General features: G+C 64.2%; 13 protein-coding genes. 12 read left to right on the top strand and 1 reads right to left on the bottom strand.

All coding sequences use genetic code 11. The annotated features are described in order from the left end of the window. Positions 1 to 19 precede the first annotated feature (19 nt). The 12 genes from CK625_RS12260 (at position 20) to recR (ending at position 12,242) form a co-directional block, all read left to right on the top strand. Positions 20 to 1,084: a tyrosine recombinase XerC gene (locus tag CK625_RS12260; protein WP_095540611.1), complete on the top strand. Its 1,065-nt coding sequence runs from the start codon at positions 20 to 22 to the stop codon at positions 1,082 to 1,084. Between the two features lie 359 nt (positions 1,085 to 1,443). Then, a complete protein-coding gene (locus tag CK625_RS12255) occupies positions 1,444 to 2,724 on the top strand; it encodes a ubiquinol oxidase subunit II (protein WP_095540610.1) in 1,281 nt (426 codons plus the stop codon). Between the two features lie 20 nt (positions 2,725 to 2,744). Beyond that, positions 2,745 to 4,787, top strand: a complete 2,043-nt coding sequence (gene cyoB / locus CK625_RS12250; RefSeq protein ID WP_095540609.1) for a cytochrome o ubiquinol oxidase subunit I — start codon at positions 2,745 to 2,747, stop codon at positions 4,785 to 4,787. A 30-nt stretch (positions 4,788 to 4,817) separates the two neighbouring features. Beyond that, complete coding sequence (gene cyoC / locus CK625_RS12245; protein ID WP_095540608.1) at positions 4,818 to 5,492, top strand: cytochrome o ubiquinol oxidase subunit III; 675 nt, start codon at positions 4,818 to 4,820, stop codon at positions 5,490 to 5,492. Continuing rightward, a complete protein-coding gene (gene cyoD / locus CK625_RS12240) occupies positions 5,489 to 5,884 on the top strand; it encodes a cytochrome o ubiquinol oxidase subunit IV (protein WP_095540607.1) in 396 nt (131 codons plus the stop codon). The genes cyoC and cyoD overlap by 4 nt, the downstream gene beginning before the upstream one ends. 244 nt (positions 5,885 to 6,128) lie before the next feature. Beyond that, positions 6,129 to 6,560: a tol-pal system-associated acyl-CoA thioesterase gene (gene ybgC / locus CK625_RS12235; RefSeq protein ID WP_238945651.1), complete on the top strand. Its 432-nt coding sequence runs from the start codon at positions 6,129 to 6,131 to the stop codon at positions 6,558 to 6,560. After that, positions 6,557 to 7,261 carry a protein TolQ gene (gene tolQ, locus CK625_RS12230; protein WP_095540605.1) on the top strand — a complete coding sequence of 235 codons (705 nt, stop codon included), beginning with the start codon at positions 6,557 to 6,559 and terminating at the stop codon, positions 7,259 to 7,261. The genes ybgC and tolQ overlap by 4 nt, the downstream gene beginning before the upstream one ends. A 47-nt stretch (positions 7,262 to 7,308) precedes the next feature. Further along, positions 7,309 to 7,749, top strand: coding sequence for a biopolymer transporter ExbD (locus CK625_RS12225; RefSeq protein WP_095540604.1), 441 nt, complete (start codon positions 7,309 to 7,311; stop codon positions 7,747 to 7,749). Positions 7,750 to 7,762: 13 nt separating this feature from the next. Then, positions 7,763 to 8,953 carry a cell envelope integrity protein TolA gene (gene tolA / locus CK625_RS12220; RefSeq protein ID WP_095540603.1) on the top strand — a complete coding sequence of 397 codons (1,191 nt, stop codon included), beginning with the start codon at positions 7,763 to 7,765 and terminating at the stop codon, positions 8,951 to 8,953. Positions 8,954 to 9,037: 84 nt separating this feature from the next. Then, positions 9,038 to 11,188 carry a DNA polymerase III subunit gamma/tau gene (gene dnaX, locus CK625_RS12215; RefSeq protein WP_095540602.1) on the top strand — a complete coding sequence of 717 codons (2,151 nt, stop codon included), beginning with the start codon at positions 9,038 to 9,040 and terminating at the stop codon, positions 11,186 to 11,188. A 77-nt stretch (positions 11,189 to 11,265) separates the two neighbouring features. Next, entirely contained in the window at positions 11,266 to 11,604 is a 339-nt protein-coding gene (locus tag CK625_RS12210) for a YbaB/EbfC family nucleoid-associated protein (protein WP_095540601.1), read from the top strand. 14 nt (positions 11,605 to 11,618) lie between these two features. After that, positions 11,619 to 12,242 (top strand): recombination mediator RecR, encoded by a 624-nt coding sequence (gene recR / locus CK625_RS12205; RefSeq protein ID WP_095540600.1) that lies wholly within the window; start codon positions 11,619 to 11,621, stop codon positions 12,240 to 12,242. Positions 12,243 to 12,426: 184 nt separating this feature from the next. Here recR and aceA read toward each other — a convergent pair whose 3' ends face one another. Beyond that, positions 12,427 to 13,746, bottom strand: a complete 1,320-nt coding sequence (gene aceA, locus CK625_RS12200) for an isocitrate lyase (RefSeq protein ID WP_095540599.1) — start codon at positions 13,744 to 13,746, stop codon at positions 12,427 to 12,429. Between the last annotated feature and the right edge of the window lie 242 nt (positions 13,747 to 13,988).

The following is a 13,988-nucleotide window of genomic DNA, read 5'->3' as shown; positions in this document are numbered from 1 at the left end:
ACCCCGCCTGGCCTTGCCCATGCCACGCCGCCAACCTGCATCCAGCCCGCCGGGGGCAGAGGGGCCGCCCGCCGAGGCTTTGCCGCACAGCGCCTTGCGCTACCTGGAGCATGTGCGCTTCGAGCGCCGCCTGGCCGAGCGCACGCTGGCGCTCTACACCGAAGACCTGCGCAAGCTGCAGCAGGCCGCCAGCGCCCAGGGCCTGGACGTGTTGGCCCTGCAGCCCTTTCACATCCGCCAGCAGGTGGCGCGCATGCACAGCCAGGGGCGCAGCGCGCGCGGCATTGCGCTGATCCTCAGCGGCTGGCGCAGCTTTTACCGCTGGGCCGTGCTGCAGGGCATGCTGGATGTCAACCCCGTGCAGGACGTGCGCGCGCCCAAATCGCGCCGCCCCTTGCCCAAGGCGCTGGGGGCCGATGAGGCCGTGCAGCTGGCCGCATTCCGACAGCCTCTGGCCGATGCCAACGGCGCGGCGCAATGGCTGGAGCTGCGCGATGCCGCAATGACCGAGCTGCTCTACAGCAGCGGCCTGCGCATTGGCGAGCTGCTGGGGCTGGATGTGTGCGCCAGCGCCCAGGCGCAGCAGCAAGGCCGCGGCTGGATCGACTGGCAAGAGGCCGAGGCCCACGTCATCGGCAAAGGCCAAAAGCGGCGCAGCGTGCCCATCGGGGCGGCGGCCATGCAGGCCTTGCAGGCCTGGCGGCAGGTGCGCGACCCGGCGCGGCAATGGCCGGCGCAGAACGCCTTGTTCATCAGCCAGCGCGGCGCGCGCATGAGCCCGCAAAGCGCCTGGCAGCGCCTGCGCCAGCGCGGCCAGGCCGCTGGCATGGCCACGGCGGTGCACCCCCACATGCTGCGCCATTCGTTTGCCAGCCACGTGCTGCAGTCCAGCGGCGACCTGCGCGCCGTGCAGGAGCTGCTGGGCCACGCCAACATCAGCACCACCCAGGTCTATACCCGGCTGGACTTTCAACACCTGGCCCGCATCTACGACGCGGCCCACCCGCGGGCGCAGGCGCGCGCGGGTGGGCAGGCAAGCGGCCACGGGCAGCCGCAGCAAGAAGAGCCCCAACCCCGGAAATGACGGCCTGTTCACAGGCTCTTTACAACGGCTTTTGCAGCGCGCTCGTGGGCGGACGCCAAGCGCCTGTTTCAGCAGGCGTTTTCATGGCCAAGGTGCTGCGCAAGGGGCGCGCTGAATTGGTTTCATTCTTGTAAAAAAGGGTAGAATCCACGAGCCTGTCCCGGGTATTGGTTCAATGCCCGGGCGGTAGTTTGGGCGCCATTGCGTTGCCTGCGCAAAGAGGGGGTTTGCTCTGTTTTCTCTTCTTGCTGTGGGCCACACAATCTGGCACCGGACGAATCGAACGGCGGACAGACAGCGTCCCGCGCCCAGCCGGGTGCGGGGCGCTGTCGTGCCAAAGCCCCATTCCTGAGGTGTGTATGAAGAAGTTGACCCCCCTTGCGGCGCTGTTGCTGGTGCCGCTGCTGCTGACCGGTTGCGACTGGACGCTGATCAATCCGTCTGGCTATGTGGCCAAGCAGCAGAGCAATCTGATGATCTTCTCGGTGCTCGTGATGCTGCTGGTGATCGTGCCCGTGATGTTCCTGATCCTGTTCTTCAGCTGGAAGTACCGTCAAAGCAACCAGTCCGGCACCTATGACTCGGGCTTCTACCACTCCAACAAGCTGGAGGTGGTGATCTGGGGGGCGCCCATCTGCATCATCATCGTGCTGGCGCTGGTGACCTGGGGCTCGACCTATCTGCTCGACCCCTATCGCCCGCTGGTGCGCATCGACAGCCAGACGAAGATTGCCGGCATGGAGGAAGAGCTCGGTGCCGTCAAGACCCTGGCGAGTCGCTTCATCGATCCCAAGCGCAGCGACGAGGCGGTGGTCGAGACCACGCCGCTGGAGATCGAAGTGGCCGCGCTGGACTGGAAGTGGCTGTTCATCTACCCGGAGCAGGGCATCGCCACGGTCAATGAGCTGGCCGCGCCGGTCAACCGCCCCATCCGCTTCAAGATCACCTCGGCCTCGATGATGAACTCGTTCTTCATCCCGGCGCTCTCGGGTCAGGTCTACGCCATGCCGGCGATGCAGACCCAGCTCAACGCCGTCATGAACCGCGAGGGCAAGTTCAAGGGCTTTTCCGCGAACTACACCGGCCATGGCTTCAGCCAGATGTACTTCTATTTCCACAGCCTGAGCAATGCGGGCTTTGACCAGTGGGTCGAGAAGGTGCGCAGCTCCACCAAGGTGCTCGATCGCACGGAATACCTCGCGCTGGACCAGTACAACCAGAAGGACGAGCGCGGCCACGTGCAGTACTTCGGCATCCGCCACTATGGCTCGGTGCAGCAGGGCATGTACCACGCCATCCTGAACCTGTGCGTGATGCCTGGCGCCATGTGCATGGATGAAATGATGGGCATCGACCTGGCCGGTGGCGCAGGCATCGACAGCCTGAACAACCTCAAGCGCCTGCGCTACGACATGCGCCGCACGACCAAGGCCCAGCTGGATCTGGCCGAGTTCTCCGGCATGATGCCTGGCGACTTGGTCTGCACCAGCGACAGCGCTGCCGTCGACTTCGTGCGCGCCACCCGCAAGTTGCCTGCACTCAAGCCCATCACGCCCACGGCCAGCGTGGAGCAGCCCGCTGGCAGCGTGCAAGGGCAAAAGATCAGCCGTGATGGCTCCACGATTGCGCCCATTCTCTGAACTTAGAAAGCCAGAAAACCATGTCTGCTGCAATTCTCAATGAGAACGTCCATCCGCTGCTGGGGCGGATCACGTTTGATCATCACACCTTCCCCATGCTGCACGAGCCCATCATCATGGCGACCTTCGTGGCCGTCGTGCTGCTGGGGGTGGTGGCCCTGGCGCTGCTCACCAAGTTCAAGGTTTGGGGCTATCTGTGGAACGAGTGGTTCACCTCGATTGACCACAAGAAGATCGGCATCATGTACATCGTGCTGGGCATCGTCATGCTGCTGCGCGGTTTTGCCGATGCGCTGATGATGCGCATCCACCAGGCCATGGCCTCCTCCGGGGCCAGTGAGGGCTATCTGAACGCCCATCACTACGATCAGATCTTCACGGTGCATGCCGTGATCATGATCTTCTTCGTGGCCACGCCCATCCTGGTGGGTTTCTTCAACTACCTCGTGCCGCTGCAAATCGGCGCGCGCGACGTGGCCTTCCCATTCCTGAACAACCTGGGCTTCTGGCTGACCACGGCCGGCGCCGTGCTGACCATGATCTCGCTGTTCGTCGGTGAGTATGCGCAGACCGGCTGGCTGGTCTATCCGCCGCTGTCGGGCATCGACTACAGCCCGGGCACGGGGATGGACTACTACCTGTGGTCCCTGAACATTGCGGGCATCGGCACCACGCTGGGCTCGATCAACATCGTCGTGACCATCATCAAGATGCGCGCCCCTGGCATGACCTGGATGCGCCTGCCGGTGTTCGTCTGGACCAGCCTGGCCTCCAACATCCTGATCCTGATGATCTATCCGGTGCTGACGGCCGCCTTTGTGCTGCTGACGGCCGACCGCTACCTGGGCACGGCCTTCTTCACCACCCAGCTGGGCGGCAACCCGATGATGATGGTCAACCTGGTGTGGATCTTCGGCCACCCCGAGGTCTATGTGCTGGTGCTGCCGGCGTTCGGCATCTTCTCCGAGATCGTGCCTGCCCTGACGCGTAAGCGCCTGTTCGGCTACACCTCGATGGTCTATGCGACCATGATCATCCTGCTGCTGTCCATGCTGGTGTGGCTGCACCACTTCTTCACCATGGGCTCGGGCGCCAGCGTCAATGCCTTCTTCGGCATCATGACCATGATCATCTCCATCCCGACCGGGGCGAAGATCTTCAACTGGCTGTTCACCATCTACAAGGGCCGCGTGCGCTTTGAAGTGCCCATGCTGTGGACCATCGGCTTCATGCTGACCTTCGTCATCGGCGGCATGACCGGTGTGATGCTGGCCATCCCCGCGGCCGACTTCATCCTGCACAACAGCCTGTTCCTGGTGGCGCACTTCCACAACACCATCATCGGCGGCGTCGTGTTCGCGCTGTTTGCCGGCCTGACCTTCTGGTTCCCCAAGGCCTTTGGCTTCAAGATGAACGACTTCTGGGGCCGCGTGTCCTTCTGGTGCTGGCTGATCGGCTTCTGGGTTGCCTTCACGCCGCTGTACATCATGGGCCTGATGGGCGTGACCCGCCGCCTGAGCCAGTTCGAAGACGGCTCGCTGCATGCTTACTTCGTCGTGGCCCTGATCGGCGGTCTGCTGATCCTGGTGGGCATCGTGGCCTTCGTGCTCTCGATCGCCGTGGGCTGGCTGCAGCGCGAGAAGACCCGCGACCTGACCGGCGATGCCTGGGGCGATGGCCGCAGCCTGGAGTGGTCGACTTCGTCGCCGCCGCCTGACTACAACTTTGCCTTCACGCCCGTGGTGCACGATGTGGACGCCTGGTGGGACATGAAGACCCATGGCTACAAGCGCCCTCAGGCAGGCTTCGTGCCCATCCACATGCCCAAGGGCACGGGTGCGGGCATGGTCATTGCCGGTCTGTCGGTGGTGCTGGGCTTTGCGCTGATCTGGTACATCTGGTGGCTGGCCATCCTGTCGTTCGCGGCGTTGATTGGCTACACGATCTACCACACCTTCAACTACGACCGCGATTACTACATCCCGGCCGAGCAGGTTGCCAGGACGGAAGAGGCGCGCACGCGTGAGTTGGCCACCGCTGCCGCGGCAGCTGCGGCCCACTGAACCCGATGGCATGGAGCAATTGACACGACTATGACAAGCACAACTGCATTCACGCCCATCGGGCCCAATGGCGAGCGCATCTATTACGTGGCCGAGGACCCGCACGCCCACCATGGCGACGGCCACGCCCACGGCTATGCCCATTCGCCCAACAACACCACTGGCCTGGGCTTCTGGGTCTACCTGATGACGGACTGTCTGATCTTCGCGATCCTGTTCGCCATGTATGCCATCCTGGGCCGCAACTACGCTGCCGGCCCTTCGCCTGCCGATCTGTTCGAGCTGCCGCTGATCCTGGTCAACACCTTCATGCTGCTGTTCTCGTCGATCACCTTCGGCTTTGCCATGCTGCAGTCCTACAAGGGCAACGTGAAGGGCACGATCAACTGGCTGCTGGTGACGGCGGCATTCGGCCTGGCCTTCTTGGCCATCGAGCTGTATGAGTTCCATCACCTGATCCACGTTGGCGCCACGCCGTACCGCAGTGCCTTCCTGTCCTCGTTCTTCACGCTGGTGGGCACGCACGGTCTGCACGTGACGTTTGGCATCATCTGGCTGCTGACGCTGGTGTTCCAGCTGCGCAAGCACGGGCTGATCGAGGCCAACAACCGCCGCCTGATGTGCCTGTCGATGTTCTGGCACTTCCTGGATCTGATCTGGATCTGTGTTTTCTCCTTTGTTTACTTGATGGGAGTCCTTGGATGAGCAGCCACCCCAACGCCCACGCAGGCCATCATGCCCAATCCGGCCATGGCACGCTGAATGAATACCTCATCGGCTTCGTGCTGTCGGTCATCCTGACGGTGATTCCGTTCTGGCTGGTCATGGCCGACGTGCTCGACAGCAAATCGGCCACCATTGGCTGGATCCTGGGGCTGGGCCTGGTGCAGATGATCGTGCACCTGGTGTACTTCCTGCACCTCAAGCCCAGCACCGAAGGCGGCTGGACGCTGATCACGCTGGTGGGCACGGTGCTCACCGTGGCCGTGTGCCTGGTCGGCTCGATCTGGATCGTCAACAAGCTGCACAGCCACATGATGCCGCACCACCAGATTGAATACGTGCCGGAGAGCTCGCGCGACATCATCCGCCGCTGATACCCCCGACTGGCATGCCCAGTGAATGAAAACCCCGCAGGCTCGCCCAGCCAGCGGGGTTTTTTCTTCGGACAGGCGCTCGCTGCAAGTGGGCGCATTGCGCGCATCGGCCTGGGCGTTCAGACCTTCCCTTACATTTGCCCGCAGCTTTGTTTGCGCGCAGGCTGCGGGCATTCAATACAATCTGCGCTGCCTCGCCAGCAGGGCACGCCACTTCATGACGTGCTGTAAAGGTGCTTTGCAAGTGACTGAACGATCAAACGAATTGCCTCCGGGGTTTGAGCTGCCGCTGCGTGTGTACTGGGAAGACACCGATGCCGGCGGCATCGTCTACCACGCCAATTACCTGCGCTTCATGGAGCGCGCCCGCTCCGAATGGCTGCGCGCCAAGGGGCTGGGCCAGCACCAGGCGCGCGAGCAGCTCGGCGGCATGTTCGTCGTCACCGACTTGACGCTGCGCTACCTGCAACCGGCCCGGCTGGACGATGCCTTGCTGGTGACGGCGGCGCTGCAGCACATGGGGCGCGCGTCGATGACCATGCACCAGCAGGTGCTGCGCATTCAGGGCGCTGAGCGCAGCACGCTGTGCGAAGCCCAGGTGCGCATTGGCTGGGTCAATGGCCAATCCATGCGGCCTGCCCGCATCCCCGATCACGTACAGGCTTTGTTCCAATGAACGCAAACGACATGTCCATTACGCACCTGATCCTCAACGCCAGTTGGGTGGTACAGGTGGTCATGCTGATACTGGTGCTGGGCTCCATCGCCAGCTGGACGATGATTTTCCGCAAAGGTGCAGCGCTCAAGCAGGCTCGCAAGCTCAATGGCGAATTCGAGGAAGACTTTTGGTCTGGTGCCAGCCTGAACGACCTGTATACCGCAGCGGTGCAGAACGCGCGCACGGCTGGGCCGCTGGAGCGCATGTTTGCCAATGGCATGCGCGAATACCACAAGTTGCGCGAGCGCCATATCCACCAGGCTGAAACACTGCTCGATGGTGCGCGCCGGGCCATGATGGCCAGCTTCAATCGCGAGCTCGATCAGATCGAAAACGGTTTGTCATTCCTAGGCACTGTAGGCTCCATCGCCCCTTATGTGGGGCTGTTCGGCACGGTCTGGGGCATCATGCACGCCTTCACCGGCTTTGCCAGCATGGAGCAAATCTCACTGGCCACGGTCGCCCCTGGCATTGCAGAGGCCCTGGTGGCCACGGCCATGGGCCTGTTTGCCGCCATTCCGGCCGTGGTGGCCTACAACCGCTTCAGTCGTGAGATCGACCGCATGGCCGTGCGCATGGAAACCTTTGGCGACGAGTTCACCAACATCCTGCAGCGCAACCTCAGCGCCGCCCCCCAACAGACCGCCGCAGGGCACTGAGTCCGGCCCGCTGCGCGCCAGGCCTACGCCAAGGAGAGCTCCCACCCATGGCCAATGTGACACGACGCGGCCGCAACCGCCGCACCGTCAATGAAATCAACATGGTGCCCTTCATCGACGTGATGTTGGTGCTGCTGATCATCTTCATGGTGACAGCGCCCATGTTCACGCCTGGGCTGGTCGATACGCCCACGGTGGGCAAATCCGAAAACCTGCCTGCGGCCATTGCCCAGGTGGTGGTCGACAGCGCGGGTCAGATCGAATGGCGTCCCGCGCAGGGCGAGCCGCGCGGCGTGCCGCTGGATGAGCTGGGCAGCCTGGCCAAACAGTGGGAAGCCGAACAGCTGCAACAGGGCCGCGCTCAGCAGGACATGGCCGTGGTGATCGCCGGTGACAAAAAAACCAGCTACGAACATTTGGTCAACACCTACAACGCCCTGAAGGATGCTCAGGTCGGTCGGGTGGCGCTGCTGTTCAACAAACAGTGATGGTCTGCCAGCCATGCCTTTGACCCCGCCACCCTTGCACCATGTGCCGCTGACGCCGCCGCAGCCGCCCCTGCGCTTGCGCGCCGTGGCATGGGCTGCGCTCGTCCATGCTGGGCTGATCGGGGCGCTGATCCTGGGCGCGAACTGGAAGCGCGCAGCAGACAACAGCGTCATGGCCGAGGTTTGGTCCAGCCTGCCGCAAGAGGCTGCGCCCAGTGCCGCCCAGGCCGAGCCAGAGCCGCAGGCTGAGCCCGAGCCAGCGCCAGAGCCGGAACCTGCCCCGCCACCACCACCTCCTCCACCGCCCGAGCCCGAACCGGAGCCTGCCCCGCCCCCGCCCCCGCCCCCGCCGCCGCCTGCGCCTCAGCCGCCACCCCCACCGCCGCCACCGCTTGCACCCGATCCGCAGATCGTGCTCGAACAAGAGCGCAAGAAGCGCGAGGAAGAGCGGCGCCAGCGCGAGCGTGAGGCGGCCCTGAAAAAACAGCAGGAAGAACAGGCCAGGAAAAAGGCCCAGGAAGAAGCCGAGCGCAAGAAAAAGCTCGAACAGGAAGCGGCGCGCAAGAAGGCCGAGCAAGAGGCTGCGCTGAAGAAAAAGCAAGAGGAAGAAGCGGCAAAGAAAAAAGCCCAGCAAGAAGCCGAGCGCAAGAAAAAGCTCGAAGAGCAAGAGGCCGCGAAGAAAAAGGCTCAGGAAGAGGCAGCGAAAAAGAAGGCCCAGGAAGAAGCCGAACGTAAGAAAAAGCAGGAGCAGGAAGCCGCAGCCAAGAAAAAAGCTGAGGAAGCCGCCGCGAAGAAAAAGGCCGACGAGGCCGCGCGCAAGGCCAAGGAAGCGGCCGACTCCGAAGCGCGCCGCGCGGCCGAGCTGCGCCGCATGCAAGGCCTGCTCGATGGCGCTGGCGGCACGGGCGGCCGGGGCACGGCCGCGCAATCGTCCGGGCCTTCGGCTGGTTGGGGTGGACAGGTGCGTGCCAAGGTGCGGCCGTTGATCAATTTCCCGGCGGCCATCAGCGGCAACCCTGCAACCGAGGTCGAGGTGCGCATGGATGCCAGCGGGCGCATCACTGGCAAGCGCATTGCCAAAAGCAGTGGCAACCCGGGCTGGGATCAGGCCGTGCTGCGCGCGCTGGACAAGGCGCAGTCCCTGCCCAAGGACAATGGCCGCGTGCATTCGCCCGTCACGTTGGTGTTTACGCCCAACGATTGATTGTTGAGGCTTCATGGCGCAGACCCGTAGGCAGCCAGCGTGCGGGTTAAAAATGAAGCCCAACAGGCCCTAGAATCGCCCGCTATGTCTTACTTGGTGCTTGCCCGTAAATACCGCCCGCACAATTTCGAGGAAATGGTCGGGCAGGAGCACGTCGTCAAGGCGCTGTCCAACGCGTTGCAGCAGCAGCGCCTGCACCATGCCTATTTGTTCACCGGCACGCGCGGCGTGGGCAAAACCACGGTGTCGCGCATCCTGGCCAAGTCGCTCAACTGCCAGGGCGCTGACGGGCAGGGCGGCATTACGGCCCAGCCTTGCGGCGTATGCCAGGCTTGCCGGGACATCGATGCCGGGCGCTTCGTCGACTACACCGAGCTGGATGCAGCCTCCAACCGTGGCGTTGAAGAGGTGCAAAGCCTGATGGAGCAGGCGGTCTACAAGCCGGTGCAGGGGCGCTTCAAGGTCTTCATGATCGACGAAGTGCACATGCTCTCGAACACGGCCTTCAACGCCATGCTCAAGACGCTGGAGGAGCCGCCCGAATACCTCAAGTTCGTGCTCGCCACCACTGATCCGCAGAAGGTGCCCGTCACGGTGCTGTCGCGCTGCCTGCAGTTCAACCTGCGCTCGATGGCGCCGCAGACCATCGCCCAGCATCTGATGCGGGTGTTGGGCAGCGAGGGCGTGGCGCACGACAAGGAAAGCCTGCAACTGCTGGCGCGGGCCGCGCACGGCTCAATGCGCGATGCGCTGTCGCTGACGGACCAAGCCATCGCCTACGGCAACGGTGCACTGCAGGAAGACACGGTGCGCCAAATGCTGGGCGTGGTTGATCGTCGCTATGTGTACGACACCATTGCGGCGTTGGCCGCAGGTGACGGCCAAGCTGTAGTGACCCTGGCGGATGCCTTGCGCGCGCAAAGCATCCCAGCGGCATCGCTGCTGGAGGACATGGCCTTGGTGCTGCAGCAAATGGCGCTGTACCAAAGCGTGCCCGCCGCTGCGGCCAGCGCAGCCCTGGAGGACGGCAACGACGATGCCGACACCCGCCGCACGCTGGCATTGGCGCAAGCCCTGCCGGCCGATGAAACCCAGCTGCTCTACACCTTCTGCCTGAAAGGGCGCGAGGAGTTGGGTCTGGCGCCCGACGAATACTCGGGCCTGGTCATGGTCTTGCTGCGCCTGCTGGCCTTCAAGCAGCCTCCGGGCCAGGGCGCGCCTGGCCCAAGCCCGATGAACACTGCCGCCAGCCCCAGTGCCCTGGCGGCGGGTGGGCTGGCGGCCGCCCCACCAGATCTGGCGCCATCGCCTGCGCCAGCGATCGCCCCCGCTCATGCCGTGCAGCGAGCCGCAGCCATGCCTGCCCAGGCCGCAGCCCCCAAGGTGGATACGGCCCGCGCCGCATCCCCCGCGCCCAGCGAGCCGCCCCCGTGGGAGGAATTGCCGCCGCCCCCTGCTGCGGCGCCAACCGAACAAACCACGCCAGAGACTGAGCCACAAGCCGAGCAAACCATTACCGCCGCTCCTGCCACAGCGCCTGTGGCTGCGCCGCAGGCCGAATCCCCGGCCGCCCGGCCTTCGGAGGGCGATGCAGAGGCCAGTGCAGAGCCAGCCGTCCCGGTGGCTGGCGATCATCGTCAGGCCCAATCCACACCGGCAGCGTCACCGCCCGCAAAGCCGCAACCAATTGAGCCGGAGCCTGTAGAGCCAAAGCAGCCTGCTGCGGCGCCCGCCCCGGTTGTTTCTACCATCGGCGCCACGGCTGTGCCGGAGCAGGGCGCGCAGCCCATGCCGCAGAGCCCATCGCCAGAGCCATCTGCCGCTGCTGGCGATGCCGCCCTGGCCCAGCGCTGGCGCGAGCTGGTCGAGCGCTTGAACCAGCAAGGCCGGCTAGCGGCCGTGGTGCGCGAGCTGGCCATGCAATCGCAGCCGCTGCAATGCGATGCCACAGCAGTGGTGCTGCGCATCGCCAATCAGACACTGATGAATGACAGCCTGAAAGGCAAGCTACAGGCGCTGCTGCAAGAACAAGGGCTGGGCGCCCTGACGCTGCAGCACGGCCCCACCGAACACAGCCCGGCGCAGCTGCAGGAGGCCGAGCGCCAGCGCAAGCTGGTGCAGGCGCAGCACATCGTCGAAAACGACGCCACCGTGCAATGGCTCAAGGCGCAGCTGGGCGCCGAGGTCGTGCCCGGCAGCATCCAGCCCCTGGATGGCGCCGCGCCATTGCAGTGAGCAGGCCTTGGCCCGCAACCCACCGGCCCGGGCACGGCCAGACAGATTTCAACCCATGACCATGAAGGGAACACACCATGTTCAACAAAGGACAAATGGCCGGCCTGCTCAAGCAGGCCCAGGCAATGCAGGACAACCTGAAGAAAGCCCAGGAAGAGCTGGCCAACATTGAGGTGGAAGGCGAATCCGGCGCTGGCCTGGTCAAGGTGCTGATGACCGCCAAGCACGAAGTGCGCCGCGTCACCATCGACCCCAGCCTGCTGGCCGACGACAAGGACATGCTCGAAGACCTGGTGGCCGCGGCCTTCAACGCCGCCGTGCGCAAGGCCGCCGAGGTCGAGCAGGAAAAAATGGGCAAGCTCACGGCCGGTCTGGGCGGGCTCGGCGGTCTGGGCGGCATGAAGCTGCCGTTCTGAAGCCTGGGCGCGCCGTGAGCAGCCCGAGCGCGAGCCCGGCCGGCAAGCCCGGCGCGCCGCACAGCCTGGAGCACCTGGTGCAATGCCTGCGCCTGCTGCCGGGCGTGGGGGCCAAGTCGGCCGCGCGCATGGCCTACCACCTGTTGCAGCACGACCGGGATGGAGCGCAGCAACTGGCCCAAGCCCTGCTTGATGCTGTGCACAAGGTGCGCCATTGCGAGCGCTGCCACACCTTCTCCGAAGCGCCGCTGTGCACCACCTGCGCCGACCCAGGGCGCGACCAGGCGCGGCTGTGCGTGGTTGAAACCCCGGCCGACCAGGCCGTGATGGAGCGCACCGGCGCCTACGACGGGCTGTACTTTGTGCTGCAAGGGCGGCTGAGCCCGCTCGATGGCATCGGCATTGCCGAGCTGGGCCTGCGCCAGCTGATGGAGCGCGCCAGTGAGGCGGACATTGAAGAAGTCATCGTGGCAACCAGCTTCACGGCCGAAGGCGAAGCCACGGCCCACGTCATCGAACAGGCGCTGCGCAAACGCGGCATCCGCACCACGCGCCTGGCACGCGGCGTGCCTGCCGGCGGTGAGCTGGAATTCGTGGACTTGAGCACCATCGCCCACGCGCTGGCCGATCGGCACTGAGAGGCCTTGTTTCGTTCAGATATTTTGGGACAACCCCTAAGGTCAGGCTGCCTCGGCCTGGGCGGCGCCGCGCGCTCAAACAGGGGTTTCAAAGGCCAGAAAACACTGCGGGCCTGCGCTGCCGTTAGCGGCAGTCGCAGGCCCGTTTTCATTGGCGCTTACCTGCCGGGGCAGGCCGGCGCGATCAGTGGAACTGCTCTTCCTCGGTCGAGCCGGTCAGCGCCTTGACGCTGGAGGAGCCGCCCTGGATGACGGTGGTCACGTCGTCGAAGTAGCCCGCGCCCACCTCCTGCTGGTGGGACACGAAGGTGTAGCCCTGCTCGCGCGCGGCGAACTCGGGCTCCTGGATCATTTCCACGTAGTGCTTCATGCCCTCGCCGCGCGCGTAGGCGTGGGCGAACTTGAAGGTGTTGTACCAGTTGCTGTGGATGCCCGCCAGCGTGATGAACTGGTACTTGTAGCCCAGCGCGGAGAGCTCGTCCTGGAACTTGGCAATCGTCGCGTCGTCCAGGTTCTTCTTCCAGTTGAAGGAGGGCGAGCAGTTGTAGGACAGCAGCTTGCCAGGGTACTTGGCGTGCACGGCCTGGGCGAATTCGCGCGCAAAGCCCAGGTCGGGCGTGCCGGTCTCGCACCACACCAGGTCGGCGTAGGGCGCGTAGGCCACGCCGCGGCTGATGGCCTGCTCCAGGCCGTTCTTGACGCGGTAGAAGCCCTCTTGCGTGCGCTCGCCAGTCAGGAAGGGCTTGTCGTTGGCGTCGTGGTCGCTGGTCAGCAGGTTGGCGGCCTCGGCGTCGGTGCGGGCCAGCACGATGGTGGGCACGCCCATCACGTCGGCGGCAAAGCGCGCGGCGATCAGCTTCTCGATGGCTTCCTGCGTGGGCACCAGCACCTTGCCGCCCATGTGGCCGCACTTCTTCACGGCGGCCAGCTGGTCCTCGAAGTGCACGCCGGCTGCGCCTGCAGCGATCATGTTCTTCATCAGCTCAAACGCGTTGAGCACGCCGCCAAAGCCCGCTTCCGCGTCGGCCACGATGGGCAGGAAGTAGTCGATGAATTCCGCATCGCCCGGGTTGACGCCACGCGCCCACTGGATTTCATCGGCGCGCTTGAAGGTGTTGTTGATGCGGCGCACCATGGTGGGCACCGAGTCGTAGGCGTACAGCGACTGGTCGGGGTACATGGTCTCGCTGGTGTTGCCGTCGGCGGCGACCTGCCAGCCCGACAGGTACACGGCCTCCAGGCCGGCCTTGGCCTGCTGCATGGCCTGGCCGGCGGTGATGGCGCCAAAAGCGTTCACATAGCCCTTCTTGGCGCCGCCGTTGACCTTGGCCCAGAGCTTTTCCGCACCCTGGCGGGCCAGCGTGTACTCGATGTGTTGGCTGCCGCGCAGGCGCACCACGTCAGCGGCGCTGTAGTTGCGCTTGATGCCTTTCCAGCGGGGGTTCTCGGCCCAGTCTTTCTCCAGGGCGGCAATTTGTTGTTCGCGGGTCAGCGATTGAGTCATCGGGATACTCCTGATTGTTGAAAAGAAGGAAAACGTGCATCGAAAAATCGGATGCCCGTACTGTAGCGGCAGCCCATGGCCTTGCTGGACATCTTATGTCTTATATAAGACATAAATTTTGTGCAGTCAAATCAATGGGTTGAGATGATCATTCCTTTAGAGAAAAGACTCTTTCGCATTGTGGCATATTTGCTGCGTTGCAGCATGATGCAATTTCATCGATCGGGCTGCAAATCCATATT

This window comes from Vandammella animalimorsus, assembly GCF_002285265.1.
Lineage (GTDB): Bacteria > Pseudomonadota > Gammaproteobacteria > Burkholderiales > Burkholderiaceae_C > Lampropedia.
Note: the sequence above shows the minus strand (reverse complement) of the source record. Positions and strands in the feature narration are given on the sequence as shown.

What these genes read in the sequence shown, in the direction of transcription:
- tolA (WP_095540603.1), top strand. Translation starts at nt 7,763, where the DNA reads ATGCCTTTGACCCCGCCACCCTTGCACCATGTGCCGCTGACGCCGCCG.
- cyoD (WP_095540607.1), top strand. Translation starts at nt 5,489, where the DNA reads ATGAGCAGCCACCCCAACGCCCACGCAGGCCATCATGCCCAATCCGGC.
- CK625_RS12255 (WP_095540610.1), top strand. Translation starts at nt 1,444, where the DNA reads ATGAAGAAGTTGACCCCCCTTGCGGCGCTGTTGCTGGTGCCGCTGCTG.
- CK625_RS12210 (WP_095540601.1), top strand. Translation starts at nt 11,266, where the DNA reads ATGTTCAACAAAGGACAAATGGCCGGCCTGCTCAAGCAGGCCCAGGCA.
- tolQ (WP_095540605.1), top strand. Translation starts at nt 6,557, where the DNA reads ATGAACGCAAACGACATGTCCATTACGCACCTGATCCTCAACGCCAGT.
- cyoB (WP_095540609.1), top strand. Translation starts at nt 2,745, where the DNA reads ATGTCTGCTGCAATTCTCAATGAGAACGTCCATCCGCTGCTGGGGCGG.
- aceA (WP_095540599.1), bottom strand. Translation starts at nt 13,746, where the DNA reads ATGACTCAATCGCTGACCCGCGAACAACAAATTGCCGCCCTGGAGAAA.
- CK625_RS12260 (WP_095540611.1), top strand. Translation starts at nt 20, where the DNA reads ATGCCACGCCGCCAACCTGCATCCAGCCCGCCGGGGGCAGAGGGGCCG.
- CK625_RS12225 (WP_095540604.1), top strand. Translation starts at nt 7,309, where the DNA reads ATGGCCAATGTGACACGACGCGGCCGCAACCGCCGCACCGTCAATGAA.
- dnaX (WP_095540602.1), top strand. Translation starts at nt 9,038, where the DNA reads ATGTCTTACTTGGTGCTTGCCCGTAAATACCGCCCGCACAATTTCGAG.
- cyoC (WP_095540608.1), top strand. Translation starts at nt 4,818, where the DNA reads ATGACAAGCACAACTGCATTCACGCCCATCGGGCCCAATGGCGAGCGC.